This is a genomic window from Arthrobacter gandavensis, assembly GCF_039528575.1.
Taxonomy (GTDB): domain Bacteria; phylum Actinomycetota; class Actinomycetes; order Actinomycetales; family Micrococcaceae; genus Arthrobacter_B; species Arthrobacter_B citreus_B.
On sequence record NZ_BAAALV010000003.1, the window covers coordinates 107,348 to 131,766 of the forward strand.

The 24,419-nt window shown below is 65.5% G+C and carries 21 protein-coding genes and 1 pseudogene; 5 read left to right on the forward strand and 17 right to left on the reverse strand.

All coding sequences use genetic code 11. The features are described from left to right. Nucleotides 1–7: 7 nt before the first annotated feature. From ABFX29_RS10770 to lipB, 3 genes are all read right to left on the reverse strand, one after another. Nucleotides 8–760, reverse strand: coding sequence for a DUF4191 domain-containing protein (locus ABFX29_RS10770; protein ID WP_152229153.1), 753 nt, complete (start codon nt 758–760; stop codon nt 8–10). Nucleotides 761–852: 92 nt separating this feature from the next. After that, nucleotides 853–1,857 carry a lipoyl synthase gene (gene lipA, locus ABFX29_RS10775; protein ID WP_152229152.1) on the reverse strand — a complete coding sequence of 335 codons (1,005 nt, stop codon included), beginning with the start codon at nt 1,855–1,857 and terminating at the stop codon, nt 853–855. Then, nucleotides 1,854–2,606 (reverse strand): lipoyl(octanoyl) transferase LipB, encoded by a 753-nt coding sequence (gene lipB, locus ABFX29_RS10780; RefSeq protein WP_275124691.1) that lies wholly within the window; start codon nt 2,604–2,606, stop codon nt 1,854–1,856. The genes lipA and lipB overlap by 4 nt, the downstream gene beginning before the upstream one ends. 77 nt (nt 2,607–2,683) lie before the next feature. On the opposite strand from lipB, the gene ABFX29_RS10785 reads away from it, so the two are divergent. The 4 genes from ABFX29_RS10785 (at nt 2,684) to crcB (ending at nt 8,943) form a co-directional block, all read left to right on the forward strand. Then, nucleotides 2,684–4,396, forward strand: coding sequence for a serine/threonine-protein kinase (locus ABFX29_RS10785; protein ID WP_152229150.1), 1,713 nt, complete (start codon nt 2,684–2,686; stop codon nt 4,394–4,396). A 10-nt stretch (nt 4,397–4,406) separates the two neighbouring features. After that, on the forward strand, nt 4,407–7,931 hold the full coding sequence (locus tag ABFX29_RS10790; protein WP_152229149.1) for a S41 family peptidase: 3,525 nt from the start codon (nt 4,407–4,409) through the stop codon (nt 7,929–7,931). Between the two features lie 182 nt (nt 7,932–8,113). Then, nucleotides 8,114–8,569, forward strand: a complete 456-nt coding sequence (locus ABFX29_RS10795) for a fluoride efflux transporter FluC (protein WP_152229148.1) — start codon at nt 8,114–8,116, stop codon at nt 8,567–8,569. Further along, nucleotides 8,566–8,943 (forward strand): fluoride efflux transporter CrcB, encoded by a 378-nt coding sequence (gene crcB / locus ABFX29_RS10800; RefSeq protein ID WP_152229147.1) that lies wholly within the window; start codon nt 8,566–8,568, stop codon nt 8,941–8,943. Before ABFX29_RS10795 ends, crcB begins: the two co-directional genes overlap by 4 nt. A 40-nt stretch (nt 8,944–8,983) precedes the next feature. On the opposite strand, the gene ABFX29_RS10805 is transcribed toward crcB, so the two are convergent. From ABFX29_RS10805 to ABFX29_RS10870, 14 genes are all read right to left on the reverse strand, one after another. Continuing rightward, nucleotides 8,984–9,913 (reverse strand): urea transporter, encoded by a 930-nt coding sequence (locus ABFX29_RS10805; protein ID WP_152229146.1) that lies wholly within the window; start codon nt 9,911–9,913, stop codon nt 8,984–8,986. Further along, nucleotides 9,910–11,100 (reverse strand): HoxN/HupN/NixA family nickel/cobalt transporter, encoded by a 1,191-nt coding sequence (locus tag ABFX29_RS10810; protein ID WP_211372422.1) that lies wholly within the window; start codon nt 11,098–11,100, stop codon nt 9,910–9,912. Before ABFX29_RS10810 ends, ABFX29_RS10805 begins: the two co-directional genes overlap by 4 nt. A 13-nt stretch (nt 11,101–11,113) precedes the next feature. Continuing rightward, complete coding sequence (locus ABFX29_RS10815; protein ID WP_152229144.1) at nt 11,114–12,163, reverse strand: urease accessory protein UreD; 1,050 nt, start codon at nt 12,161–12,163, stop codon at nt 11,114–11,116. Next, entirely contained in the window at nt 12,160–12,795 is a 636-nt protein-coding gene (gene ureG / locus ABFX29_RS10820; protein ID WP_152229143.1) for an urease accessory protein UreG, read from the reverse strand. Before ureG ends, ABFX29_RS10815 begins: the two co-directional genes overlap by 4 nt. A 78-nt stretch (nt 12,796–12,873) precedes the next feature. Further along, nucleotides 12,874–13,563 carry an urease accessory protein UreF gene (locus ABFX29_RS10825; RefSeq protein WP_152229142.1) on the reverse strand — a complete coding sequence of 230 codons (690 nt, stop codon included), beginning with the start codon at nt 13,561–13,563 and terminating at the stop codon, nt 12,874–12,876. 9 nt (nt 13,564–13,572) lie between these two features. Next, on the reverse strand, nt 13,573–15,297 hold the full coding sequence (gene ureC, locus ABFX29_RS10830) for an urease subunit alpha (protein WP_152229141.1): 1,725 nt from the start codon (nt 15,295–15,297) through the stop codon (nt 13,573–13,575). Next, nucleotides 15,297–15,743 carry an urease subunit beta gene (locus tag ABFX29_RS10835; protein WP_152229140.1) on the reverse strand — a complete coding sequence of 149 codons (447 nt, stop codon included), beginning with the start codon at nt 15,741–15,743 and terminating at the stop codon, nt 15,297–15,299. The genes ureC and ABFX29_RS10835 overlap by 1 nt, the downstream gene beginning before the upstream one ends. Nucleotides 15,744–15,800: 57 nt before the next feature. Next, on the reverse strand, nt 15,801–16,694 hold the full coding sequence (locus tag ABFX29_RS10840; protein ID WP_152229139.1) for a sirohydrochlorin chelatase family protein: 894 nt from the start codon (nt 16,692–16,694) through the stop codon (nt 15,801–15,803). 1 nt (nt 16,695) lies between these two features. Continuing rightward, a complete protein-coding gene (locus ABFX29_RS10845; protein WP_152229138.1) occupies nt 16,696–17,001 on the reverse strand; it encodes an urease subunit gamma in 306 nt (101 codons plus the stop codon). A gap of 165 nt (nt 17,002–17,166) precedes the next feature. Further along, complete coding sequence (locus ABFX29_RS10850) at nt 17,167–17,595, reverse strand: OsmC family protein (RefSeq protein WP_152229137.1); 429 nt, start codon at nt 17,593–17,595, stop codon at nt 17,167–17,169. Between the two features lie 203 nt (nt 17,596–17,798). Next, nucleotides 17,799–18,146 carry a hypothetical protein gene (locus ABFX29_RS10855; protein WP_152229136.1) on the reverse strand — a complete coding sequence of 116 codons (348 nt, stop codon included), beginning with the start codon at nt 18,144–18,146 and terminating at the stop codon, nt 17,799–17,801. 146 nt (nt 18,147–18,292) lie between these two features. Beyond that, nucleotides 18,293–20,044, reverse strand: coding sequence for a 2-oxoglutarate dehydrogenase, E2 component, dihydrolipoamide succinyltransferase (gene sucB / locus ABFX29_RS10860; protein ID WP_152229135.1), 1,752 nt, complete (start codon nt 20,042–20,044; stop codon nt 18,293–18,295). 128 nt (nt 20,045–20,172) lie between these two features. Further along, a complete protein-coding gene (gene lpdA / locus ABFX29_RS10865) occupies nt 20,173–21,555 on the reverse strand; it encodes a dihydrolipoyl dehydrogenase (RefSeq protein ID WP_152229134.1) in 1,383 nt (460 codons plus the stop codon). Nucleotides 21,556–21,749: 194 nt separating this feature from the next. Further along, nucleotides 21,750–23,276 (reverse strand): leucyl aminopeptidase, encoded by a 1,527-nt coding sequence (locus ABFX29_RS10870; RefSeq protein WP_152229133.1) that lies wholly within the window; start codon nt 23,274–23,276, stop codon nt 21,750–21,752. A gap of 213 nt (nt 23,277–23,489) precedes the next feature. Here ABFX29_RS10870 and ABFX29_RS10875 point away from each other — a divergent pair. After that, nucleotides 23,490–24,383, forward strand: a pseudogene (locus ABFX29_RS10875) (proteasome assembly chaperone family protein); the annotation flags it as partial. Nucleotides 24,384–24,419 lie beyond the last annotated feature (36 nt).

Here is a 24,419-nt window from a genome sequence, read left to right on the forward strand (position 1 = left end):
GCTGGGCTTAGCGGCCGCGTGCGGCCTTGCGGTCCGGACGTGCCTTGTACGGGTCGATTCCCTTGGGGATGGGCAGGCGCTGGCCAATGGCGGAGAGGCGCTTGTTGACCGCCTGGACCTCCTGCTTGGTGAGCGACTTCTTGAGCTTCTTGACCTTCTTGGCCACCTGCTGCAGCGGGACCTGCCCCTCGCCGCGGCCGGTCTGGATGACGTGGACCGGAACGTTAGGAACGATGCGGTTCATCTTGCGGCGTTCGCCGTCGACCAGGGCCTTGACGCGGTTGGAAGGTCCTTCAGTCACCAGCACGATGCCGGGACGGCCGATCGCGCGGAAGACAGCGTCCTGGGTGCGGGGGCTGACTGCCACCGGCTGCTCTTCGAGGATCCAGCCCCGGCGCAGCACGGAGAGCGCAGCGCCCGAGGCACCGGGCTGCCCTTCGATCTGCGCGAAAGCGGCGCGCTCGGCGCGGCGGGAGAGGATGAACATGGCGGCCAGCAGGCCAAGCGGGATCGCGATGATGAGCATCGTCACCCAGTTGTCGATCAGGAACCCGATGATCAGGCCGATGGCGATGATGCCGAAGAAGGCACCAACCATCCGCCAGATAACGCTGGGGTCGTTGCGCCGGGTCATCTTGAAGACATCGGCGATCTGTTTCATGCGGCCGGGCTGCTTGTTCTTCTTTTCCGCCTTCGGCTTGCGGGAGAAGAGGCCGCGGCGGGCGCCCTTGGATGCGTCGGAATCAGTGCTGTTGGCCATAATGCGTCAATTCTACGTGATGACGGCCCGGCGCTTTCTCCCTGTGACAAGAGGAAGGCGCCGGGCCGTTGAACAGTGGCGGGAACCCCGGTTTACTGCCGGGCCAGTACGGCAGAAGCTTCCTGGGCAGCGGTGCCGGAATCCGCAATGTGCGCCAGGTTGGGCGGCAGGACCCGGCCCTTTTTCCGCATCGCTCCGGCCCACAGGCGACCGGCGCGGTAGGAGGAACGGACCAATGGTCCGCTCATGACCCCCAGGAACCCAAGTTCTTCGGCTTCGGCGCTGAGTTCCACGAACTCCTCGGGCTTGACCCAGCGGTCCACCGGCAGGTGGCGTTCGCTGGGGCGCAGGTACTGGGTGATGGTCAGCAGATCGCAGCCTGCCTCGCGGAGGTCGCGCAGCGCGCCGGAAATCTCCTCCCGGGTTTCGCCCATGCCCAGGATGAGGTTGGACTTGGTGACCATACCCAGTGCCTGTCCCTGGGTAATGACGTCCAGGGAGCGTTCGTAGCGGAACGCCGGGCGGATCCGCTTGAAGAGCCGCGGCACAGTCTCCACGTTGTGCGCAAAGACTTCCGGGGCGGCGTCGCAGATCGCCTGGATGTGCTCGGGCTTGCCGGAGAAGTCCGGAATCAGGATTTCGACGCCGGTGCCCGGGTTCAGGGCATGGATCTGCCGGATCGTTTCGGCATAGAGCCAGGTACCCTCATCGGCCAGGTCATCGCGTGCTACTCCGGTGACGGTGGCGTAGCGCAGGTTCATTGACTGGACTGAGCGGGCCACCTTCATCGGTTCCATGCGGTCCAGGGGCGAAGGCTTGCCGGTATCGATCTGGCAGAAGTCGCAGCGCCGGGTGCACTCCGAGCCGCCGATGAGGAAGGTGGCCTCCTTGTCTTCCCAGCATTCAAAGATGTTGGGGCACCCGGCTTCCTCACAAACCGTATGGAGGCCTTCCTTCTTGACCTGGCCCTTGAGGTGGACGTACTCAGGGCCAATATTTACCTTGGCCTTGATCCAGTCGGGCTTGCGTTCCACCGGAACGGCGACGTTTCGCTGCTCAATGCGCAGCAGGCGGCGGCCTTCGGGGGCAAGTGTCACGTCACGGCTCCTAGTGTGTCTTCGACTGTGCCGGCTGCCGCTGGTGCGGAAGCGGCGGCTCCCGGGCGGCTGGCAAGCCTCCCGAGGGTACGCATGAGTTCCTCTTCGACCCGCTGCACGACGGCGGCGGGCGTCACCAGGGTGCCTGTCTCCTGGCTGAGGGAGGTGGTTCCGGCGTCTGTAATGCCGCAGGCAATGATCTGGGCGTACGGTGCCAGGTCATTGCTGCAGTTCAGCGAAAAGCCGTGCATGGTGACGCCATGGTCCACACGGATTCCTACGGCGGCTATCTTGCGGTCCTGTCCGCCGTCCGCTCCGGAAATCCATACGCCGGAGCGGCCCTCGACGCGCCTGCCTGCGACGCCGTAGCCGGCCAGCACTGCGATCAGTGCTTCTTCGAGGGCGGCCACGTAGTCCACCACCAGGACCGGATCAGGCAGCCTGAGGATCGGATACCCCACCAGCTGTCCCGGGCCGTGCCAGGTGAGTTTCCCCCCGCGGTCAACGCTGACTACTTCCGTGCCGTCGAAAGGACGTTCGTGGGGTTCGGTGCGGCGCCCGGCGGTGTACACGGGGGTGTGTTCGAGCAGGAAAACCGTGTTCGGCCGGCTGCCGTCCCTGACGTCCTCATGGGCCCTGCGCTGGAGGTCCCATCCTTCCCGGTAATCCAGGTAATCCGGGGCGAGGCCCACGCGCAGAAACTGCAAATCCATAGGGGACACCCTAGCCGGGAATGTGACGGAAAGCAGACATGATCCCCGTCACGTTGTGCCGGCCCTGTGGATAACTTCTGCAAGACTGCGCCGAACAAGCTAGAACTGTCGGCATGCAGATGGCCCATGACCCGGAGACACCCGGCGCGGACGAACTGGATTCTCCGCGCAGGCCGGCACTGCCGGATCCGCAATGGCGCGTCGGACGCTGCCTGGGGCAGGGCAGCAGCTCATCCGTGTGGCTGGTGGAACGGCTTGGGGAACGGAAGCGGTACGCACTGAAGATGCCGCATGGCCAGGACGCACTGGCTGAAGGCTACGAGCTGCGCAGGGAGCTCGCCATCCTGGCCAGGTACCGGCATGAGAACCTGCTGGGCGTCGAAGGCATCCTGGCCACTGCCCACGGTAACGGGCTGCTTCTGGAGTACGCCCCCGGGGACAGCCTTTCTCAGCTCGTGGCTGCCCGCGGTGCCCTCAGCCCCGGGGAAACGGTCACTGTGCTCGTCGCCGTGGGGCGTGCACTGGAGTGCCTGCACGCTGACGGCGCCGTCCACGGCGATGTGTCCCCGGGCAACGTCCTGTTCACGGCCAACGGAAAGCCGCTGCTGGCTGATTTCGGAACCGGCAGGCTCCTGGCCGAACCGGAAGCGGGCGGCACAGGGACGCCCGGGTTCATGGCACCGGAGATCGCGGCTCCGACGGTAAAGCAAGGTTCCCCTCCTGCAGGAGACGTGTTCGCGCTCGGTGCGCTGGGCTGGTTCATGCTGACCGGCAGGCCATTGGTTCCGGGCCTTCGCCTTCCGCTCAGCGTCCTGCTCCCGGAGCTTCCGGCCGCACTGCGGGACCTGGTGGACTCTGCGCTGGAGGAGGACCCGGACTCCAGGCCCGGGGCCGGCGACTTTGCGGCACGCGTGCTGCGGGCCTGCCCGGCAGAGCCGCTGGACCTGCTTCCGGCTGTCCACCAGAGCGTGGTTGCAGAACTGCGCACCCGCCGCACCTCCCCTTCCGTCCGGTCCCGGAGGGTCCGCAAACCCCGGCTGCGGGAGGCCCGCCGTTCCGGGCAGGCTCCTTGGGAAGAGCCGCGGCGGCAAGTGGATCCCCGGACGCGGGCTCCGCGGCCCGGGACACGGAAACGCCGCAGCAGTGCGGGCCTGGTGAGCGGGTGGTTGATTGCCGCCGCCGTCCTGGTGAGTGCAACCGCGGTGCTCGGAGCCATTGCGGTTTGGGCGCCGGAGCTGCTCCGCCCCGATGCGGGCAGCGCGGTCCCCGCAGCAGGACAGGATCCCGGCCCGGCTGGGGCAGGAAACACCGCCGCAGGCCCGTCTTCCGCCGAACCCTCTGCGGGCAACCCGGAAGCCGAACGGGCCGTATCCGAACCGGCACCGGAGGAGCTGGCGGTACTTGCCGGGGACGATCCGCTGGCGGCGGCCAAGGTGCTCCCCGTGCTCCGGACCCGTGCCTTCGAACAGGGGAACCCGGCGCTTCTTGCCTGGGTCAACCAACCCGGCACGGCGGCGGAAGCCGCCGACCTGGAAGCAGTACAGGCACTGCAGGAGCGCGGTGAGCGGCTTGAAGGACTGACAGTGGCAGTCCTGGGAGCTTCCGCAGCGGGTCCTCCTTCCGGAGAGCTCGTCCGAATAGCAGTCTCTGCCGAACTGTCGGCGTGGAAACAGGTTCGCAGCGACGGGACCGAGGCTGCGGAGCCCGGCACGGCGCAGCGTCAGGATGTGCTCCTTGAACTGCAGCGCACCGGAAAGAACTGGCGGATCGCTGCGGTGCTGCCCCCGGCGGCAAGCCTTCAGGAGCCCGCAGCCGCAAAAAGATAGGATCGAAGGTATGAGTTCAACTCCGTATCTTCGCTATCCCGACCTGCACGGCGACCGGGTGACCTTTGTGGCTGAGGACGATGTGTGGGTGGCACCGGTCTCCGGGGGCCGGGCCTGGCGGGTGTCCTCCCTGCAGCTGCCGGCCCGGAACCCGAAGTTCTCACCGGATGGTTCGAGGATCGCCTGGAGCGTCACGCAGGGCTCCGCCCCTGAAGTCGTGACCGCTGATACCGACGGCGGAGACTTCCGCCAGCTCACCTTCTGGGGCAACCAGAGCACCACCGTCCGCGGCTTCACCCCCGGGGGTGCGGTGATTGCAACCAGTCCTTTCGAATTCGAAGACTTCCGGCTGCGCTGGGCCTACGAGGTGCCCCTGGACGGGTCCGCACCCCAGCGGCTTCCTTACGGCCCGGTGGATACGTTGGCCCACGGGCCCGTGCTGGGTGACGAACGGCCCCTGGTCATCGGTTCGGTGCTCAGCCGCGAGCCGGCCCGCTGGAAGAGGTACCGTGGGGGCACCGCAGGGAAACTCTGGATCGACGCGGACGGCAACGGCGAGTTCGTCCGCCTTGTTCCGGAGCTGGACGGCAATCTTGCCTACCCCATGTGGATCGATGGCAGGATCGCCTTCTTCTCAGACCATGAGGGCCACGGCAATATCTACTCCGTAACCCCTGCAGGCACCGACCTGCGCCGGCACACCGATTTCCAGGACTTCTACGTCCGGCATCCTTCAACGGACGGCAGGCGGATCATCTTCGAATCGGCTGGGTCCCTGTGGATTTTGCCGTCGCTGGATGCCGAGCCGCAACGCCTGGACATTAGTCTCGGGTCCGCCGGAACCAACCGGAGGCCGCGTCCGCTCAATGCGGCACAGCACCTTCGCGCGGCTTTTCCGGACGCCGCCGGGAAGTCCAGTGTCGTGGAAACCCACGGCACCCTGCACTGGCTCACGCACAAGGACGGACCCTCCCGCGTCATTGAGGCGACGCCGGGCGTACGTGCCCGGCTTGGCCGTCCGCTGCCGGGAGGCCGCGCCGTGTACGCCGCGGACCCGGGCAATGAAGAGGCCCTGTTCATCAAGGACGTTTTCGCCTCCCTGCCCGCCGCCGGTGACCTGCGCCCGGCCCCCGTGCCCGCCCCTGCGCCGGCCGCCGCCCAGTCCTCCGGTGAATCGGAGGCCGCGGAGCTGCCGCGCCCGGTCTCTGCCCTCGGTCGTCCAACGGCAGGGAGCCCGGAGACGGCGGTTCAATCCGATACCCGTGCCGGGGAGGCTGACGGCCCCGAACAGTCTGCCCAGGGTGCCTCCGAGGCAGTACTCGCCTCGCAGGAAAAGGCGGCAGAAACCGGCCTGGTGCGGATCCCGTTCCCATCGCCGGCCCGCACATCGCAGCTGGTGCCAAGCCCTGACGGCAAACTCGTGGCCGCTGCCACCGAGTTCGGCAAGGTCTACCTCCTCGATGCAGGCACCGCCGAGCTTAGCGAGATAGCAGACAGCGGCCACGGAGCGGTGACGGACCTGGCGTTCAGCCCCGACTCCCGCTGGTTGGCCTGGGCGGAGCCCGTCACAGTCCACGGTGCGCGCAGCAGGATCCGGCTCAGGGAGACATCAGGGAGCGGAGCCGCGATCACGGACGTAACGGACGGCAGGTTCCACGACCACAGCCCTTCCTTTACTCCGGACGGAAAATTCCTCGCGTTTCTGTCCGAACGCAGTTTCGACCCCGTCTACGACACCCACGGATTCGACCTCGGTTTCCCAACCTCCACGAAGCCGTTCCTCATTGCCCTTGCCGCAGGAACCAACTCGCCGTTCGGGCCTTCCGCCCACGTGGTGGAAGCACCTGCAGCCGGGAGCGCCGAATCCGACGATCCGCAGGACGTGCCGGAGGACGCTCCCGCGACCGCCGTGGATCTGGAACGGCTGGCTGAGAGGATCATCGCGGTTCCGGTTCCCCAGGGCAGCTATACAAAACTGCGCGCTGCGGAAGGAGCCCTGCTGTGGCTGGCCGAAGACGTGTACGGCGTCACCGGCGACGGGCGGGCCAGTTCCTCGGACCGCGCGCCGGGCAAGAGGCTTGAGCGTTTCGATGTGGCGGCCAGGGAAGTTTCCGTACTCGTGCCCGCGTTGGAGGACTACGAACTCTCGCAAGATGCCGGCACGGTGGTTCTGCGCCACGAGCACCGGGTGCGGGCCGTTCCTGCCGGTGCCCGGACAGACGAGGATTCGCCGGAGAACGTGAGCGTGGACCTGTCCAGGATCCGGGTCCTGCTGGAGCCGCTGAAGGTGTGGGGACAGGCCTTCGATGAAGCGTGGCGGCTGCAGCGAGAATTTTTCTGGACCCCGGACATGGGAGGGCTGGACTGGGACGAGGTACATGCCCGTTACCGTCCCCTGGTGCAGAACCTGGGCTCCCACGACGACCTTGTGGACCTGCTCTGGGAACTGCACGGTGAATTGGGAACCTCCCACGCGTACGTTACAGCCCCCGGCGCAGCGGAAGCGGGGGGAGGGGCACAGGGATTCCTTGGCGCTGATCTTCGGCCGGGTGCAGGCGGCTGGGAAGTCGTCCGCATCCTCGACCCTGAATCGTCCGATCCCAAGGCCATTTCCCCGCTGAGCGCACCGGGAGCGGATGTTCGTCCCGGTGATGTCATCACTGCCGTGGACGGACTGCCGGTCCCGGCCGACAAGGGGCCCGCGGCGCTGCTGGTTGGCGCCGGCGGCCGCGTGGTGGAACTGACCGTTGTCCGCGGGGCGGGGGAGGATGGCCCGCAGCAGCGGCGCATCGCCGTCGTTCCCCTGCGCAGCGAAGAACGGCTGCGCTACCAAAACTGGGTGAATGCGAACCGCCGGGCCGTCCGCGCGGCATCCGAGGGCGCCTTCGGGTACCTCCATATTCCGGACATGGTTGCCAGCGGATGGGCGCAGCTTCACCGGGACCTGGACAGCGAGGCAGCCAAGAACGGTCTGATCATCGACGTCCGCCACAACCGCGGCGGCCACACCTCCCAGCTGGTCGCAGAACTGATCGGCCGAAAGGTCACGGCATGGATGCTCCCGCGCGGCGAGCAGGCGGGGACCTACCCTGACCAGGCGCCGCGCGGTCCGGTTGTGATCCTGACCGACGAGTTCGCCGGTTCTGACGGGGATATCGTGACCCAAGTGGCCAAGCTGCGGGGAATCGGACCCGTAGTCGGCACCCGGACATGGGGCGGTGTCGTCGGCGTTGACGGCCGCTTCGACCTGGCCGACGGAACGTCCGTGACCCAGCCGCGCTACGCCTTCTGGTTTACCAAGGGAGTGGGCTTCGGCGTGGAGAACAGGGGAGTCGAGCCGGACATCGAGGTTCCGTACCCGCCGCATTCCTATGCCGCTGGAGAAGACCCCCAGCTGGAACAGGGCGTAGCGATCCTGAAGGAAATGCTGGCAGAGATCCCCACGGATGTCCCGCCGGCCAGGGAAGGCTATCCCAGCCTCCGTCCAGCCCCGCTGCCTCCCCGGCCGCAGGACCGGACAAGCAAGGAAAGCTAGTCGGAGCCGGACGGTGGATTCCTCCCTGGCGGGAGGGAATCCTCCGTCCGGACCTTTCCGGCGGTCTGCTTGATTGAGCGAGACGGGACGCAGGCGTACCGTTCAAAAATGGACACTAATTCCAGTTGGCTGCGGCCCGTCACCGACGGTCCCCGCGGGCCGGGTGATGATCGGACGGCACAATGAGCGGCACCCGCGCGGCGTACCTGCGCTGGGGCCCGATCGGACTGGTTGCCCTCGGCGGGGCTGCCGGCGCAGCAAGCCGCGAGGGCCTGTCGCTCGTCATCCCCAACCTCGGCGAAGTCCCGATTGCGATCCCGATCATCAACGTGATCGGTGCCTTCCTGCTCGGCTACCTTTACGAAGCCGTCACCCGCCTGGACAAGGCGCGTCCGACCGGCGCGAACCTCAAGCTCCTGCTGGGCACCGGGTTCTGCGGCGGCTTCACCACCTACAGCTCGCTGGCCACCGACACCGCCGTGCTTTTCCGCGACGGGCTCCCGGGATCCGCAGTGATTTACGCGCTGGCCACGGTGATTGTGGGCGCCTGCGCCACCTGGGCGGGCATCGCGATCGCGACCGCCGTCAACAACCGTGCCCCTGGCCCGCGCAGGGATGAACAGGAGGATGCGACATGACCCCCGGAATCTTCCTATTGCTGGCCCTGGCAGGCGGTGTGGGGGCCACTGTGCGCTTTATGCTGGACGGGTTCATCCGTGCCCACTCCAAGACGCGGTTCGCCTGGGCGACGACGATCATCAACGTCTCGGGTTCGCTCGTGCTTGGCTTTCTTACCGGCCTCACCGTGGAGCATTTTGTATCCACCGACGTCAGCATCGTCATTGGTACCGGATTCCTTGGCGGCTATACGACCTTCAGCACGGCAAGCTACGAGACCGTGCAGCTCATCAAAAAGGGCCGCTACGGCGCGTCTTTCATCAGCGGAATCGTCATGCTTCTGCTCTCCGTCGCCGCTGCCGCGGCCGGCCTTTGGATCGGTGCTTCGCTGTAGCTGAATTCCACCAGCCTGGATGCATCCGGACGACCCGCCGCTAGGGACGCTTTGCCGCGGGAATGTAGTGGGCGATGACCAGGAACACCCAGGTAGTGAGGATGTAGGGCCAGGTGTAGGTGGGCGCGGCTATGTCGTGCATCAGCAGTGTGACCAACGCTGTCACCGCGGTTCCAATGACCGCGAGCACCCATGAGACGGTACTGCTGCGCAGGAACACGACGGCCAGCGCGATCGCAGTCAGCACGCCGGAGTAGCCGGCCAGGCCGTTGGCCGTCTCGGTAAGGGCTTCACCGAGAGCCAGGGCGCACAGGCTGCCCACCACGCTGCCGAGCAGGCCGGCCAGGCCAACCTTCCAGCTCGCCACGAACAGACCCAGCAGGATGAGCGCTCCGGACCATTCGTTGTTGATGAGTACTACCTCGGACACGTTCGTCAGCAGGGAACGTACGAAGGCCAGCGGTGCCGAATCGATGGTGTCCGATGATGCCGCGCTCACATGCAGCGGCTCAGTGCTGAACAGGATGATCGTCGCCACGATGCAGAACGGAGCCGTGGTCGAGGGCAGCCCGTAGATCCTCAGCGGCGTCTTTGTGAACAGTGCGTTCACCAGCCAAATTACCGGGGCGCAGAGTATGCCCCCGGCCAGTGCGATTGGATACGCCTCCCATGGGGCGCCGATAGCCGCATAGGTCGCTGCTCCGACCAGGGCGCCGCAGAAGCCCTGCATCCCCGCCATGACCGAGGACGAGTCGGCTCCGATCAGGCGCCCGGCCACCGTGTTGCCCGCGGCACCGATGAGGACCAGCAGGGCCATGCGCCAGTCTGCGACGGCAAAGGCAGCCAGTATCAGCAGCGCTGTGAAGACGTTGCTCTGGAAGAAGATCTGCGAGAGCCCCTGGCCCCAGCCTTTTAGCCAGCCTGCGGCCGGGATGGCAGGGTGCGGAGCGGTTGCCCCTGTGCTGCTCATGCTGTTTCCTCTCCGGCAGGGGTGCCTGGCGGCCGGCCCGGCTCGGGTGTTTTGCCAGGCCTGCGGCCCCGTTGCGGGCCCTCACCGGGGAGAACGCTCCCGGGGCCTGGTTGAGCCCACCGCTCTTCCACCCTCCCGAACTTCCAGTAGGCGGTGGAGATGAGCCAGACCAGGACCAGGGTGCCCGCGATGATGTATCCCACGTTCTCCAGATCGATCCCGGCAACCCACCCGGTGAGCGGATCCCGAAGCCCAAGCTTCTCGTTCAGCAGGCCAACCAGCTCTATGCCGCCAATGATGACGGCAATCATCACGGAGAGCCCGGTGATGGTCAGGTTGTAGTAAACCTTGCGGATCGCGTTGACGCTTGCCCAGCCGTAGGCGCGGACCATAACGGCCGAGTCGAGGGTGTCGAACAGGCTCATGCCGGCTGCGAAGATGAGCGGCAGGCAGAGGATGGCATACCAGGGCAGGCCTGTGGCCGCTCCGGTTCCGGCAAGCACCAGCAGCGCGATCTCACTGGCGGTGTCAAAACCAAGCCCGAACAGGAACCCGACAGCGTACATCTTCCCCGGCCGGTCGATCGTCTTCAGCAGCGGCCGGAGAATCCGGGTGATGAAGCCGCGTCCCTGAAGGTGGCGTTCCAGCTCCACCTGGTCCAGCTCGCCGTTGCGTGAAGCCCGCCAGACCTTCAGGATTCCCATAAAGGCGACGGCGTTGATGAGCCCGATCAGCAGCAGGAAGACGCCGGACACGAGCGTGCCGAAAACGCCCAGGCCGTTGCGGACCTCGTTGCCGTCGTCGCTCAGCCCCACGGCCCAGCTCACTCCGAGTGCCAGCAGCGCCGCCATCAGGAAGACGATGGTGGAGTGCCCCAGTGAGAAGAACAGGCCGACGCCGGCGGCGGGCCGGCGCAGGTCAACGAGCTTGCGGGTCGTGTTGTCAATGGCGGCAATGTGGTCGGCGTCGAAGGCGTGCCTCACGCCGAGCACATAGGCCACCACGGCAATACCGACTCCAAAGACGGAGGATCCAAGCTGCAGGTGCAGCGGTTCCACCAGGAAAAAGAACAGTCCGAACCCCGCGATGTGCAGGAGCACAACGGGTATGAAGGCCAGAATGACCTGCGCCCGGAAGGAATGCTGCGGCCCTGCCGTCGCCGTCTGCGTACCGCTTTGTCCACGCACGGTCAGACCCTTCCTAGTTTTTCCGAATGTGGGGCGCCTGCTTCCCGGTCAGCAGCTCATGCACGGCGGAAGCAGCTGCCGTGTTCGCGGCCGCCACTGCCACGGTGTCGTTGCCAACCAGGCGCATCCAAACCCCGGTATTGCCGGGCAGGGTACTCACCCCGTAGATCAGGTCGCCCCCGCTTTCGCCAACCGCCCGGAACAGTGTGTCTGCCAGCTGCGCCGGGGGAGCGAGGGGAGTGAAGACGTAGAGCATCGCGAGCACATCGTGGCCCGCAAGCACACCCAATCCGTTTACGCCGCTTCCCTCTTCCCCGTCCCCTGGACAGAGCCGCACCCTGTCCAGGGCGACCAGCTGGCCGTCGGGACGCCGCACCTCAAGGTCGGAGGCATACACGTCATAGGCGTGCCGCTCGCCGCGGGCCAGCCGTCCGGCGTAGACGGTCTCGCCCAGCAGCAGCGTCGCGGACTCGTCCAGCACCACTGAAGTCTGCTGGTAGAAACGCGAATCCGCGAAAGGGACAACCGGGTCCGGCAGGTACTCAACGTACGCATCTTCTTCAGCCGCGAGGTTAACGACGGCGGTCGCGTAACCGTAGTCCATGCGGTAGATCCGGGTATGCGCCTGGGTGGTCACGTGGGCCGATGTCCCGGCACCGAACCGCAGGTCGGTGCGCTGCCGGTCGCCCTGCAGGATGCCTCCGCCCGATGACATGAGGTAGGTGTAAGGCATGTCGGGGCGCAGCAGGTTGAAGTACAGCGGATGCATGATCTGCAGCGGAGACTTCTGGTAATGCTCTACCAGCTCGGTCCGGCCGCGGTTGCGGTCGAAACCGAGCTGCAGCACACCCACCTTGCCCGGGCTGCCGACCGGCAGGCTGCGCGGCGCCCCCGAGTGGCGCAGGACTTCCTCCGGCACCCGGTCCGGTTCAAAGTAAGCCGGCTCGAGCCGGTAGCCGCCCGTGCTCGGAGGCCGGCCTCCGGTCTGCGGAACCTGTGGCTGGGGGACCCCATCCAGCTGGGGAGGGGAAGTGCTTTCCGGTTCCGCGGCTTTGACCGTCATCCGATGAGCTCGGTTCTGGCGCCGTTCCACTGCGTCATGATCTGCTGGTGCAGCTCATCGACTCCCTGCCCGGTGAGTGAGTTGGTCAGCACCACCGGCCTGTCTTCGCGCACCCGGTGCGCATCGGCCTCCATGACGCCCAGGTCCGTACGGACGTACTGGGCGATATCGATCTTGTTGATCACCAGGATGTCGCTGTCCGTAATGCCAGGTCCCCGTTTGCGGGGCATTTTCTCGCCCTCCGCTGTGTCCAGCACGAACACGAACACATCCGCCAGGGCGGGCGAAAATGTCAGCGTCAGGTTGTCCCCGCCCGATTCGTAGATGAGCGTATCGACATCCGGGAACCGCTCCAGCATTTCGGCGCCGACTGCCAGGTTCATGGTTGGATCATCCCGCACGGCCGTATGCGGGCAGGAACCGGTCTCGACCCCAATGACGCGCTCCGGGTCCAGGATGCCGTCCAATTCCCGGCGGACGTGGTGGGCGTCCTCCTGGGTATAGATGTCGTTGGTGATGACGCCCGGGGTTCGGCCGGCCGCGATGAGCCGGGGAACGAGGGCCTCCGTCAGGGCAGTCTTGCCGCTGCCCACGGGTCCGCCGATGCCGATCCTCAACACGTTCTCGCTCATAACTTCCTCATTTCGTGTTCTGCATCTTTCGTGACGGGCACCGTACGGTGCCCGTCCGACCTTCCTTCGTGTGCCGGGTCAGCTGGCGAAGAGCCGTGCCTCGGCTTTTTCGTGCTGGGCGGACATGACATCGGCCAGCGGCACGCAGCCGCCGAGGTCGGCGAGGTCGCGCTCAAGCGCGGCGTCCGTGGCCTGCTCCATTACTCCAGCCGTTTCCAGCAGGACGGCCTGGGCATGCCGGTGGTCGGTAAGCCGCAGGCGGAGCGCGGCACCAACGAAGCTTGCCGAAAAGGCGAACAGGTCCGAGGCCACGGCCTGCCGGGTCTGGACGCCATTAGCCGCATAAATCACGGCCGAGGCAACAGGCTGGCAGCCGGGGGTGGCCCGGCTGCGCACCCTGGCACCGTATTCAGCGAGCAGCGGCTGCTCAATCAACTCGGCACCGAGATCGATCAGCTGGTGTCCGCTGCGCACGGAGGCCGTACGCATCTCCGCGTTCAGCTTGGAGGCGAAGAGAAGCTGGTCGATTTCCTGAACGAGTTCGATGTCGCCGTCGGACGCCGCGCGGTGTGCCGCGGCGAGTGCCGTTGCATCCCCGGGTCCAACGGAGTGCAGCAGCAGATCCGCCAGCAGCGGCTGCACATCGCCGCGCGAGACGAGCCTGGCCTGGCTGAAGCCCTCGAGTCCGTGCGACATTGTGTAGAACCCGCTGGGAAAGGCCGAATCCGCGAACTGCAGGCTGGTGAGCAGCTGCCTTACGTCCGACATCCTGTGTTCCTACGCCAGGAAGAACAGCTGGGTCAGCGGCAGGGACTGCGCCGGGGGTATCTTCGCCAGCGTGCCGTTATAGGTCACGTCATAGGTCTCCGGATCCACCGTGATATCCGGCGTGGCATTGTTGCGGACCATATGTTCCTTCCCGATGCCGCGGCAGCGGTGCACCGGCAGGATCTGGCTCTCCAGGCCAAGCGTTTCCGGCACGCCCTTGTCAATGGCAGCCTTGGACATAAAGGTCGCCCGGGTGCTCTGCAGCGCCTTGCCCTGCGCGCCGAACATAGGCCGGTAGAACACCGGCTGCGGGGTGGGCAGTGAAGCGTTCGGGTCTCCCATCAGCGCCCAGTTGATCAGGCCGCCCTTAACGATCAGCCTCGGCTTGGCGGCGAAGGACTGAATCGGCCAGAGCACGATGTCCGCCATTTTGCCCTCTTCCAGTGACCCGATGTAATCGGAGACACCCTGGGTGATGGCCGGGTTGATGGTGATCTTGGCAAGGAACCGCAGCACGCGGAAGTTGTCATTGTCCGCGCTGTCTTCCGGCAGCTTGCCGCGCTGGTCCTTGCAGTGGTGCGCAATTTGGAAGGTGCGCATAAAGGATTCACCGATGCGCCCCATGGCCTGGGAATCGGAGGACACCATCGAGATGATGCCCTCGTCGTGGAAAACCGTCTCAGCGGAGATGGTCTCGGCACGAACGCGCGAGTCCGCAAAGGCGACGTCCTCGGGGATGTCGTGGGAGAGGTGGTGGCAGACCATCACCATGTCCAGCAGCTCGTCCACGGAGTTGGCCGTATAAGGCAATGTGGGGTTCGTTGACGACGGAAGCACGTTGGGGTAGCCGGCCACCTTGATGATGTCCGGGGCGTGCCCGCCGCCGGCGCCCTCGGTGTGGAAGGTGTGGATGGTGCGGCCATCGATGGCGTCCAGCGTGTTCTCTACATATCCGGCCTCGTTGAGGCTGTCGGTGTGCACCGAGATCTGGACGTCGTAATCGTCCGCGACTGAAAGTGCCATGCTGAGCGCGGCCGGTGTCGCTCCGAAGTCCTCATGAACCTTGAGGCCCGCTGCTCCGCCCTCGATCTGCTCGATCAGTGCGTCCGGCAGCGATCCGTTGCCTTTTCCAAGAATGCCCATGTTGACGGGCATCCCCTCGATGGACCGGAGCATCGTGGCTATGTTCCAGACGCCGGGGGTTGTAGTGACGCCGTTAGTACCGTCCGTTGGCCCCGTGCCGCCCCCAAAAAGGGTGGTGATGCCGTTGGAGAGCGCCGCCAGCGCCTGCTCGGGGGAGATGTAGTGGACGTGGGAGTCGATGCCACCGGCTGTGGCGATGAAGTGTTCGCCGGCGAGCAGTTCGGTGCCTGGTCCAACGACAAGACGGGGGTCAACTCCGCTCTGGGTATGCGGGTTCCCGGATTTGCCGACCCCGGCGATCTTTCCGTCGCGAATGCCGATGTCGCCCTTAACGACTCCGAGGATGGGGTCCAGGATAATGGCATTCGTGATGACCAGGTCCAGGACGCCTTCAGCGGAAGTCGCCTGGGGGTCTGCGGCCATGCCGTCGCGGGCTGTCTTGCCGCCGCCGTAGACAACTTCGTCGCCGTAGTGGCCCTCGTTGAAGTCCTTCTCAATCTCGATCACCAGATTGGTGTCTGCCAGGCGCACCCGGTCTCCGGTAGTCGGGCCAAAGAGGTCGGTGTACTGTTTGCGCGGGATCCTGGCCATCACTTCTTCCCCTCTTTTGCGGCAGGGGTTTTGCCCGTGCCGTCTTTTTTGCCGGCAGTTGGTTTGGCGGTCGGCTTGCCGTCCTGGAACCCGAGTTCCCTCATCCGCTCCATCGCGCGGATCTTGGTGTCCGCAGCGTCGAGTCCGCCGTCAACAAGGTTGTTGAAGCCGATCACCCGCCGGTTTCCCGCGTAGGCGGTGAGGGTTACCTCCCGGGTATCCCCGGCCTCAATCCGGACGCCGGTGCCTGCTGGAAGGTCCAGATGCATTCCGTAGGCCCGCTCACGTTCGAACAGGAGGGCCTTGTTGGTTTCGAAGAAGTGGAAGTGCGAGCCTATCTGCACCGCCCGGTCTCCGGTGTTGCTTACCAGCAGGGTGACGCTTGGCCGGCCGGCGTTTATCTCAATGTCCTCTTGCTTATGGTCATAACTTGGGGTGCCCAGCATGATCTGTCCTTCCCTAGCGGTGCAGGGTCGCTGTATCTGGTTGTGGGTGGAGGCCCGTCAGTTCCTGCCAGTCGGGGCGGGGTAGCTGTGCGTATGGCCGGCAGCTACGCCGTGGGTGTGTGAGTGCCCGCCGGACGCCTCCTCGAAGGCGTGTGAATGGGCGTAGCCGTGGCCGTGGTCGGCCTGCAGCCCGGCTTCCACGCCGGAACGGCCGTGGCTGAGGGCATGCAGGGCGTCCCGGACCCGATCACGAATGACACGCAGCACTGCCTGCTCGCTCAGCAGCGCGCCGTAGAATTCGACGTCGGAGAACTCGCCGGCGCGGAACGGCACCGCCTCCGAGTGGACGGTTCCCGCACGCCGGAACCCGGCGGGAACCACAACGGTGTGCACGCTGCCAAGCCGCCGGAGCCGCTGGACCGCTTCCAGGAGCCCGCCGACGCTGCCCACAGTTGCCGTTTCGACGGGGATGCCTGCTCCGTGCGTCCGCACCAAATGGGTGACGCGGTAAAGGTCGGCATCGTCGAAAGGGTTCGCGGCGTCGGCAGTGATCAGCATTGCCGCTTTCGGTGACCGCCTGCGCACTTCGACCGCCGCAGTCCTGAGCCAGGCCGTGAGGTGGTCGCTCGTTCCGAAGGGATCGGCCAGGGAGAGTGGAGCTGCGGGCTGACCTGCGGCGGCACCCAGCCAGCGAAGTGTCTTCGCCGTATCGGCAACGAGGGTGGGGTTGCGGCCGAATGTCATGGGCAGCACCACTACGGGCCGCGGGTCGGAAGCTGCTTCCCTGCTGCGGGCCAGGAGGCGCGTGAGCAGGTTGTGCAGGGGCCGGCCGGCGGGAGTGATAAGTGCGCCGGGCACAAGATCCGGCACGAAGGCCAGATCAGCACCGTTGCCGCTTTCATGTCCTCCGACCAGTACTACCGTCGCATCCGGCTCCGTGGGCCGGGTCAAGTCACACCCCGATCGGATCGTGGCAGGAGACCAGCTTGCTGCCGTCGACGAAGGTCGCTTCGACCTGCAGAAGGGGCAGCCGTTCGCGGACGCCGTCCATGCACTGGCCCTCGGAAACTATGTGCTTTCCGAGCTCCATCACTTCAGCGACGGTTTTGCCGTCCCGGGCACCTTCCAGGATTGCCTCGCAGATCAGGGCAATGGCCTCGCTGACGTTGAGTTTGGTTCCCCGGTCCCGGCGCCTTCGGGCCAGCTCGGCCACCTGGTAGACGTAAAGTTTGTCGATTTCCTTTGGCGTGAGGTTCATATCTTCACCTTCAGACGCAGTTGCGGTCGTATCGAAACCGCTCCCTTGGCCCCCGGCCAAGCTCGCTTGTAAGGGAGAGTACGCGTACGGGTTGGCGGGCAATACCCCAAAGGACCTCTCCCGGCGGGGAGAGGTCCTTTTTAGTCCGGGAGGGCGAGGTGGAGCCTAGGTTTCCAGCGTCGCATCCATGGTGATGGTGATGCCGGAAAGCGCCTGGGACACGGGACAGCCGGTCTTGGCGGACTCGGCAATGTCGGTGAACTCCTCGGCGGTCAGATCCGGAACCGCGGCGTTGACGCGCAGATGGCTGCCTGTGATTCCGGTTCCCGGAACGAAGGTGACCTCGGCGGAGGTTTCGATGCGTTCTGCTGTCTTGCCTGCTTCTGCCAGGGCGTTGCTGAAGGCCATGGAGAAGCAGGCGGAGTGTGCGGCCGCTATTAGTTCCTCGGGGCTGGTCCGCCCCTCGGCCTCCTCCGCGCGGGCTTTCCAGGTGACGTCGAAAGTCCCAAGCTGGGACGAATCGAGGGTTACTTCACCCTTGCCGTGGAACAGGTCCCCGTTCCAAATGGTGTGTGCTTTACGGACAGTAGCCATGGAAGCTCCTTCGGGGCAGGGCGCCGGGCGGGACTGCCGTAAGGCGCTGGCGCCCATCCTTGCAGGCAGGGAAGGCAACTGCCAGACCCCTGGGCCGCAGTCCGTCCACGCCGTCCGGGCAGAGGGCACAAAAAAGTTCCTCCCCTCCGAAGCGGAGGGGAGGAACCCGGGCGGATACACCGCGTAATGCGTTTAGGGGTTGATCACCACATGGTGGCCAGGGCCACGTTGACCACAGTCAGGATGCCCACGCCGTTGGCCAGTACGCCGGAGACCGGCTGGTCCTTCTTGTACTTGCGCTGGCCGATGAAGGCCATGATTGCGATCACCAGTGCGATGGTGAGCTTGGCCGCAACCTTGATGTGGTTGACGTCGCCGTCGCCCATCTCATTGACGCCGACCAGCAGGATGCCGGTCACCAGCTGCAGCAGTGCGGCGTGGAACTGGCCGGGCATCACGGTGGGGTTCTTGATCTTGGCAACCCAGATGCCGACGATGATGCCGGCTCCGAGGATGTGGAGGAAGACAAGGAAGTTGTGAAGGAAGTCCATGGATTCGATCTTACCGACAGAGTGTCAGGGTGCGTAATTATTCCGGTAACTATTCTACAACGGGTAGAACTTCCCCTGCCGGGCAGCACTTAACGCGACAGGCGGGCGCCCCGAGGGGACGCCCGCCTGTCTGCGTGGTCTAGCGCTTAGAGGCCCAGATCGGCTTCGAAGCTGCCTTCTTCCAGCCGTGCCTTCAGCGTCTGAAGGAACCGACCGGCGTCGGCGCCGTCCACCAGGCGGTGGTCGTACGTCAGTGACAGGTACATCATGGACCGGATGGCAATGGTGTCATTGCCGTCTTCGTCCGTGCGGACAACCGGGCGCTTCACGATCGCACCGGTGCCCAGGATTCCAACCTGGGGCTGGTTGATGATCGGGGTGTCGAAGAGTGCTCCGACGCTGCCGATGTTGGTGATCGTGAAGGTGCCGCCGGAGAGCTCATCCGGACCGATCTTGCCGTTGCGGGTGCGTGCCCCGACGTCGGCAATCCGCTTGGCGAGGCCGGCGAGGTTCAGGTCGCCTGCGTCGTTGATGACCGGAACCAGCAGGCCCTTTTCGGTATCAACGGCGATCGCCAGGTGCTCGGCGTCGTGGTAGGTGATTTCCTGCGTCTCGGAGTCGTAGGAAGCGTTCAGCTTCGGGTGCGCCTTGAGCGCCTCCACCACGGCCTTGGCGATGAACGGCAGGAACGTCAGGTTTGCACCGTTCTGCTCCTTGAAGCCGGCCTTGGCCTTCTGCCGCATCGTGGCGATGCGGGTCATGTCGACTTCCTGGACCTGCGTCAGCTGTGCAGAGGTGTCCAGGGACTCCTTCATGCGGCGGGCAATGGTCTGGCGGATGCGCGGTGCCTTGACCGTGGTGCCGCGCAGCTTTGCGCTCTCTTCGCTGATCTTCGCGGGAGCAACCTTGTCAGAGGACGACGGCGCCGCAGCGGATGCCGGTTCCTTTGCCTTGGCCGCTTCGGCAGCATCCAGGACATCCTGCTTGCGGATGCGTCCGGCTACGCCGGAGCCCTTCACAGTGGAGAGGTCCACGCCGTGCTCGTTGGCCAGCTTGCGGACCAGCGGCGTGACGTAGGTACCCGAGCCGGATTCTTCCGTGTCGGCTGCCTGCTTGGGAGCCTCTTCCTTCGGGGCCTCCTGCTTGGGGGCCTCCTGCTTGGGAGCCTCCTGCTTGGGAGCGGCTTCCTGCTTGGGCTCGGCTACGGGCTCTTCGCGCTCGGTCGACGGCGCGGCGGCTACCGGCTCAGCTTCCTTCGGCTCGGCCTTGGCCGGAGCCGCAGAGCCGGAACCGATGACGGCCAGGACGGAACCGACCTCAGCGGTCTCGTCCTCGTTGACCTTGATCTCCAGCAGCTTGCCGGCCACGGGGGAGGGGATCTCGGTGTCGACCTTGTCGGTGGAGACCTCCAGGAGGGGCTCATCTACTGCCACGTCGTCGCCGACGGCCTTCAGCCACCGGGTGACGGTGCCTTCGGTAACGCTCTCGCCCAGGGCCGGCAGCGTGACATCGGTGCTGTCGCCGGAGTCGGCGGAGCCGGAGTCCTCAGCGGGGGCTTCCTGGGCGGGTGCTTCTTCCTTGGCCTCGGGCTCGGGAGCCTCTTGGGCAGGTGCTTCCTCCTGCGCCGGTGCCGAGGAATCGGAGTCGGAGGAGGAGCCGGAGCCGTCGCCGATGCGCACCAGCGCTTCGCCAACCTCAGCGGTCTCGTCTTCGGCTACGAGGATCTCCTCGATGACGCCTGCCACCGGTGAAGGGATTTCGGTGTCGACCTTGTCGGTGGACACTTCGAGCAGGGGCTCGTCAACGGCGACGGTATCGCCTACCTGCTTCAGCCAGCGGGTAACGGTGCCTTCGGTGACGCTCTCACCAAGAGCGGGTAAGTTCACGGTTTCAGACATATTGTCCCCGTTTCTCCTTGTTAGTTCTCTGACCAGCCGTACCGCTGGTGCTGGTTGGTTTGAAGCCTAGTGCACCCGGCGGCTACGGCACCGGGTGCACCAGGGAAAAACTGGTGCTGCAAGGCCTCTTAGCCGTGCAGCGGCTTGCCCGCGAGGGCCATGGCAGCCTCGCCAATGGCTTCGTTCTGGGTGGGGTGGGCATGCAGCAGGCCGGCCAGGTCTTCCGGGTAGGCTTCCCAGTTGACGATGAGCTGGGCTTCACCGATCTGCTCGCCGATACGGCCGCCGATCATGTGGACACCGATGATGGGGCCATCCTTCTCGCGTACCATCTTGATCAGGCCGGAACTGCCCAGGATGGAGGTCTTGCCGTTGCCGGCCAGGTTGTATTCCTGGACCTGGACGTTGTCGGCACCCAGCTTTTCCTTGGCCTTAGCCTCGGTCAGGCCAACGGAAGCGATTTCCGGTTCGCAGTAGGTGACCTTCGGGATGTTGACGTCTTCGACCACTACCGGCTTCAGGCCGGCGATTTCCTCGGCGACGAAGATGCCCTGCTGGAAGCCGCGGTGGGCCAGCTGCAGGCCGGGGACGATGTCGCCCACGGCGTAGACGTTGCCGACGCCGGTGTGCAGGCGCTCGTTGGTGATGACGAAGCCGCGGTCCATGGTCAGGCCGGCTTCTTCGTAGCCGAGGTTGGCCGTAACCGGTCCGCGGCCGACGGCGACGAGCAGCAGCTCGGCTTCGAAGGTCTTGCCGTCAGCCAGGGTGACGACGACGCCGTCGTCGTTCTGCTCCACCTTTTCGAAGAAGATTCCCGTGCTGAACTTGATGCCGCGCTTCTTGTAGGCGCGCTCCAGGTTCTTGATGATGGCGGCGTCTTCGTTGGGGACCAGCGACGGCAGTCCTTCAACGATCGTGACGTCAACACCGAAGGAGTTCCACACGGAGGCGAATTCGACGCCGATCACGCCGCCGCCCAGGATCACTGCACTCTTGGGGACGTAGTCCAGGGTCAGTGCCTGGTCGGAGGTGATGACGCGTCCGCCGATTTCCAGGCCCGGAAGTGACCGGGAGTAGGAGCCGGTGGCCAGGATGATGTTGGAACCGGTGTAGGTCCGGCCGTTGACCTCGATGGTCTTTTCGCTGGTCAGCCGGCCTTCACCCTCAATGACGGTGATGCCCTTGGACTTGATCAGGCCCTGCAGGCCGCGGAACTTGCCCGCAATGATGTTGTCCTTGTAGGTGTTGACGGCGTTCATGTCCACGGAGTCGAAGGTGGCCTTGATGCCGTACTTCTCCGCAGTCTTGGCGTTTTCAGCGATTTCGGCTGAGTGCAGCAGTGCCTTGGTGGGGATGCAGCCGTTGTGCAGGCAGGTGCCGCCCAGCTTCCCCTTTTCGATCAGCCCGACGGAAAAGCCCAGCTCCACGGAGCGGAGTGCTGCGGCGTAGCCGCCGCTGCCTCCACCGAGGATCAGGATGTCGAACTCTTGCGCAGTTGCCTCTTCGGCCACGTGGACGCTCCCTCGCGTAATCTGTTGACGCACTGATGGCGCGTCGGTTAGTGATTCGGGCGGTTGTGAATAGGTTTCACACTATCGCCCAGTTTCCCCGGCATCCACTCGGTTAAGTGGGCCGGAAGGCGAATGTAACCAGAAACACGCGCAACATTTGCCCGTCTAAGTTGCACGCGGAACAGCTGTGGGTGTTATACCGCGCGGGCCAGGACGTCCTCCGCGTAGGAAACCAGCGTGCGCACAGCAACCCCGGTGCCTTCCTTCGGGGTGTAGCCGTAGGGTGCGCCTTCGTTGAAGGCAGGTCCGGCGATGTCCAGGTGGGCCCAGGGGATCTTTACACCGTCGACTTCGCCGACGAACTCGCGCAGGAAGACAGCGGCGGTCATCATGCCGCCGAAACGCTCACCGATGTTGGCGAGGTCAGCGGTGGGCGAATCCAGGCTGGCACGCAGTTCTTCGGGCAGCGGCATGGGCCAGAACAATTCTCCGGCGCGGTCCGCGGCGGCCTTGACGGCGTCGCGGACGCCGTCCTCGCCCATGACGGCGGACACGCGGTTGCCCAGCGCTACCATCTGTGCGCCGGTCAGGGTGGCGACGTCGATGATGGCGTCCGGGTGTTCCTCGCTGGCGATCGCCAGGCCGTCGGCCATCACCAGGCGGCCCTCGGCGTCGGTGTTCAGGACCTCCACGGTGCGTCCGCCGTAGGTGGTGAGGACGTCCGACGGGCGCTGGGCGGTGCCGGAGGGCATGTTCTCGGCCAGGCAGAGCCATGCCGTGACCTTGAGCGGCAGGCCCAGTTCAGCAATGGCAAGCAGTGCATTGAGGACGACGGCGGCACCGCCCATGTCCGACTTCATTGCCTGCATGCCCGCGGCCGGCTTCAGGGACAGTCCGCCCGAGTCGAAGGTGATTCCCTTGCCTACCAGGGCGAGCTTGGCCTTGGCCCGGGCGGGGGAGTACTCCACCTTTACCAGGCGCGGCGGACGGGCCGAGCCCTTGCCGACGCCCAGGATGCCGCCGAAGCCGTCGCGCTCCAGTTTCTTCTCGTCCCAGACAGTGACCTTGACGGGCAGCGGCCGGGCGGCGTCGCGGGCGGCCGCGGCGAAAGTTTCGGGGTAAAGGTGGCTGGGCGGCTGGTTGACCAGTGTGCGGGTGGCATTCACGGCGCGGGCCACGATCCGGGCGCGCTCGAGGGCCGGCTTCAGCGCGGCATCCGAGGCGGTGGAGGTAACCACAGTGATTGATGAGACGGGCGCGGGAACCTTGGCAGAGTGGGCGCTGCGGTGTTCCGTGAAGCTGTACGCGCCAAGGAGGGCACCTTCAGCAACCGCGGCTGCGTCCTCCACGGTGGAGGCGGGAAGGGCCAGGGCCACCGTGGCCGTGCCCGCGAGCTGCCGGACTGCGGAGCCGGCTGCCCGGCGGAGTGATTCGGTGCTCAGCTGCTCACCTGCCGAAACCGGGCCGAGGCCTGCCAGGACCAGCATCTCTGCGTCCAGCTCCGGCAGGCCTGGAAGGCGGACCACCTGGTCGGCGGCACCGGTGACGCCCAGCAGGGCGAAGGAACCGGCCACTGCCGAGGAAGACTTTTGTGAGAGCGGGCTGTCCACCAGTACGGGTCCGTCAGGGGTCTGCCCGACGCCGACTACCAGTGCCTGCGTCTGGACCTTGCGAACGTCCCGGGAAATTACCTGCAGGTCTGGCTCACTGGCTTTGCTCACGAAGCTTCATCCTCACGTTTGTGTGTGTTCCTTGTGCTTTGCTCTTCCGATCGTAGTCTCTTCCGCCGCTGCCCATGCGGCAGGGGTTCCCGGCGGTGTGGAATGAATCGGCTATCGCCTGGCGTTTACCCTTGAGTAAGGGATTGACAACCACGCGCTTGGTTTCTAAAGCGCCCCCGCAAACCAACGGGACGAGTGGCAGGAAGGTACAACATGCTTGATCCGCTGACCCTGTTCAACCTGGATCCGGAACTGGCCGCCTCCGCCGAAGTGCGCGGGCTGCGGCTGATTGCCGGATTCACGGGTTTCGGTGAGGCAGGCCATGTGGTGTCCCAGGTCCGTGACGAACTTTTCGAAAACCTGGAACACGATCTGGTGGCCACCTTCGACGCCGACCAGCTCATCGACTACCGTGCCCGCCGTCCGCAGCTGACTTTCGTGGAAGACCATTTCACGGGCTACGAGGCTCCGCGCATCGAACTGCACCGCTTTTACGACGGACTGGGTGAACCCTTCCTGTTCCTGACCGGGTTCGAACCCGATTTCCAGTGGGAACGCTTCACCGCAGCGGTGCTGAGCCTGGTTCAGGCACTGGACGTATCGCTCGTCGCATGGGTCCATTCCATCCCGATGCCCGTGCCGCACACGCGCCCCATCGGCGTCACTGCGCACGGCAACCGGCCGGACCTGATCGAGGGAATCAGCTCGTGGAAGCCGACGGCGCAGATCCAGGCTGCCGTGGGTCACCTGCTTGAGCTGCGCCTCTCCGAGGCCGGTGTCGACGTCGTGGGCCATGTGGTTCACGTCCCGCACTACCTTTCGGATGCCGAATTCCCGCCTGCCGCCGTGGCGGCGCTGGAATACCTCGGTGCGGCGGCTAATCTGGTCCTGCCGACCGACCGGCTGCGCGAAGCCGGCCGCGAGGTTGAAAAGCAGATTGCGCAGCAGGTCGATGCCTCAGCCGAAGTCCGCGGTGTCGTGGCCACGCTGGAGAGCCGGTACGACGAGTACAACGGCAGCACCGTCCGGCGTTCCCTGCTGGTCAAGAACAACGATGAGCTGCCCGACGCCGAAGAGCTCGGCGCCGCAGTCGAAGCGTACCTGGCCAGCCCGCAGGCCGAAGAAGAGACTGAGGCACTGCTT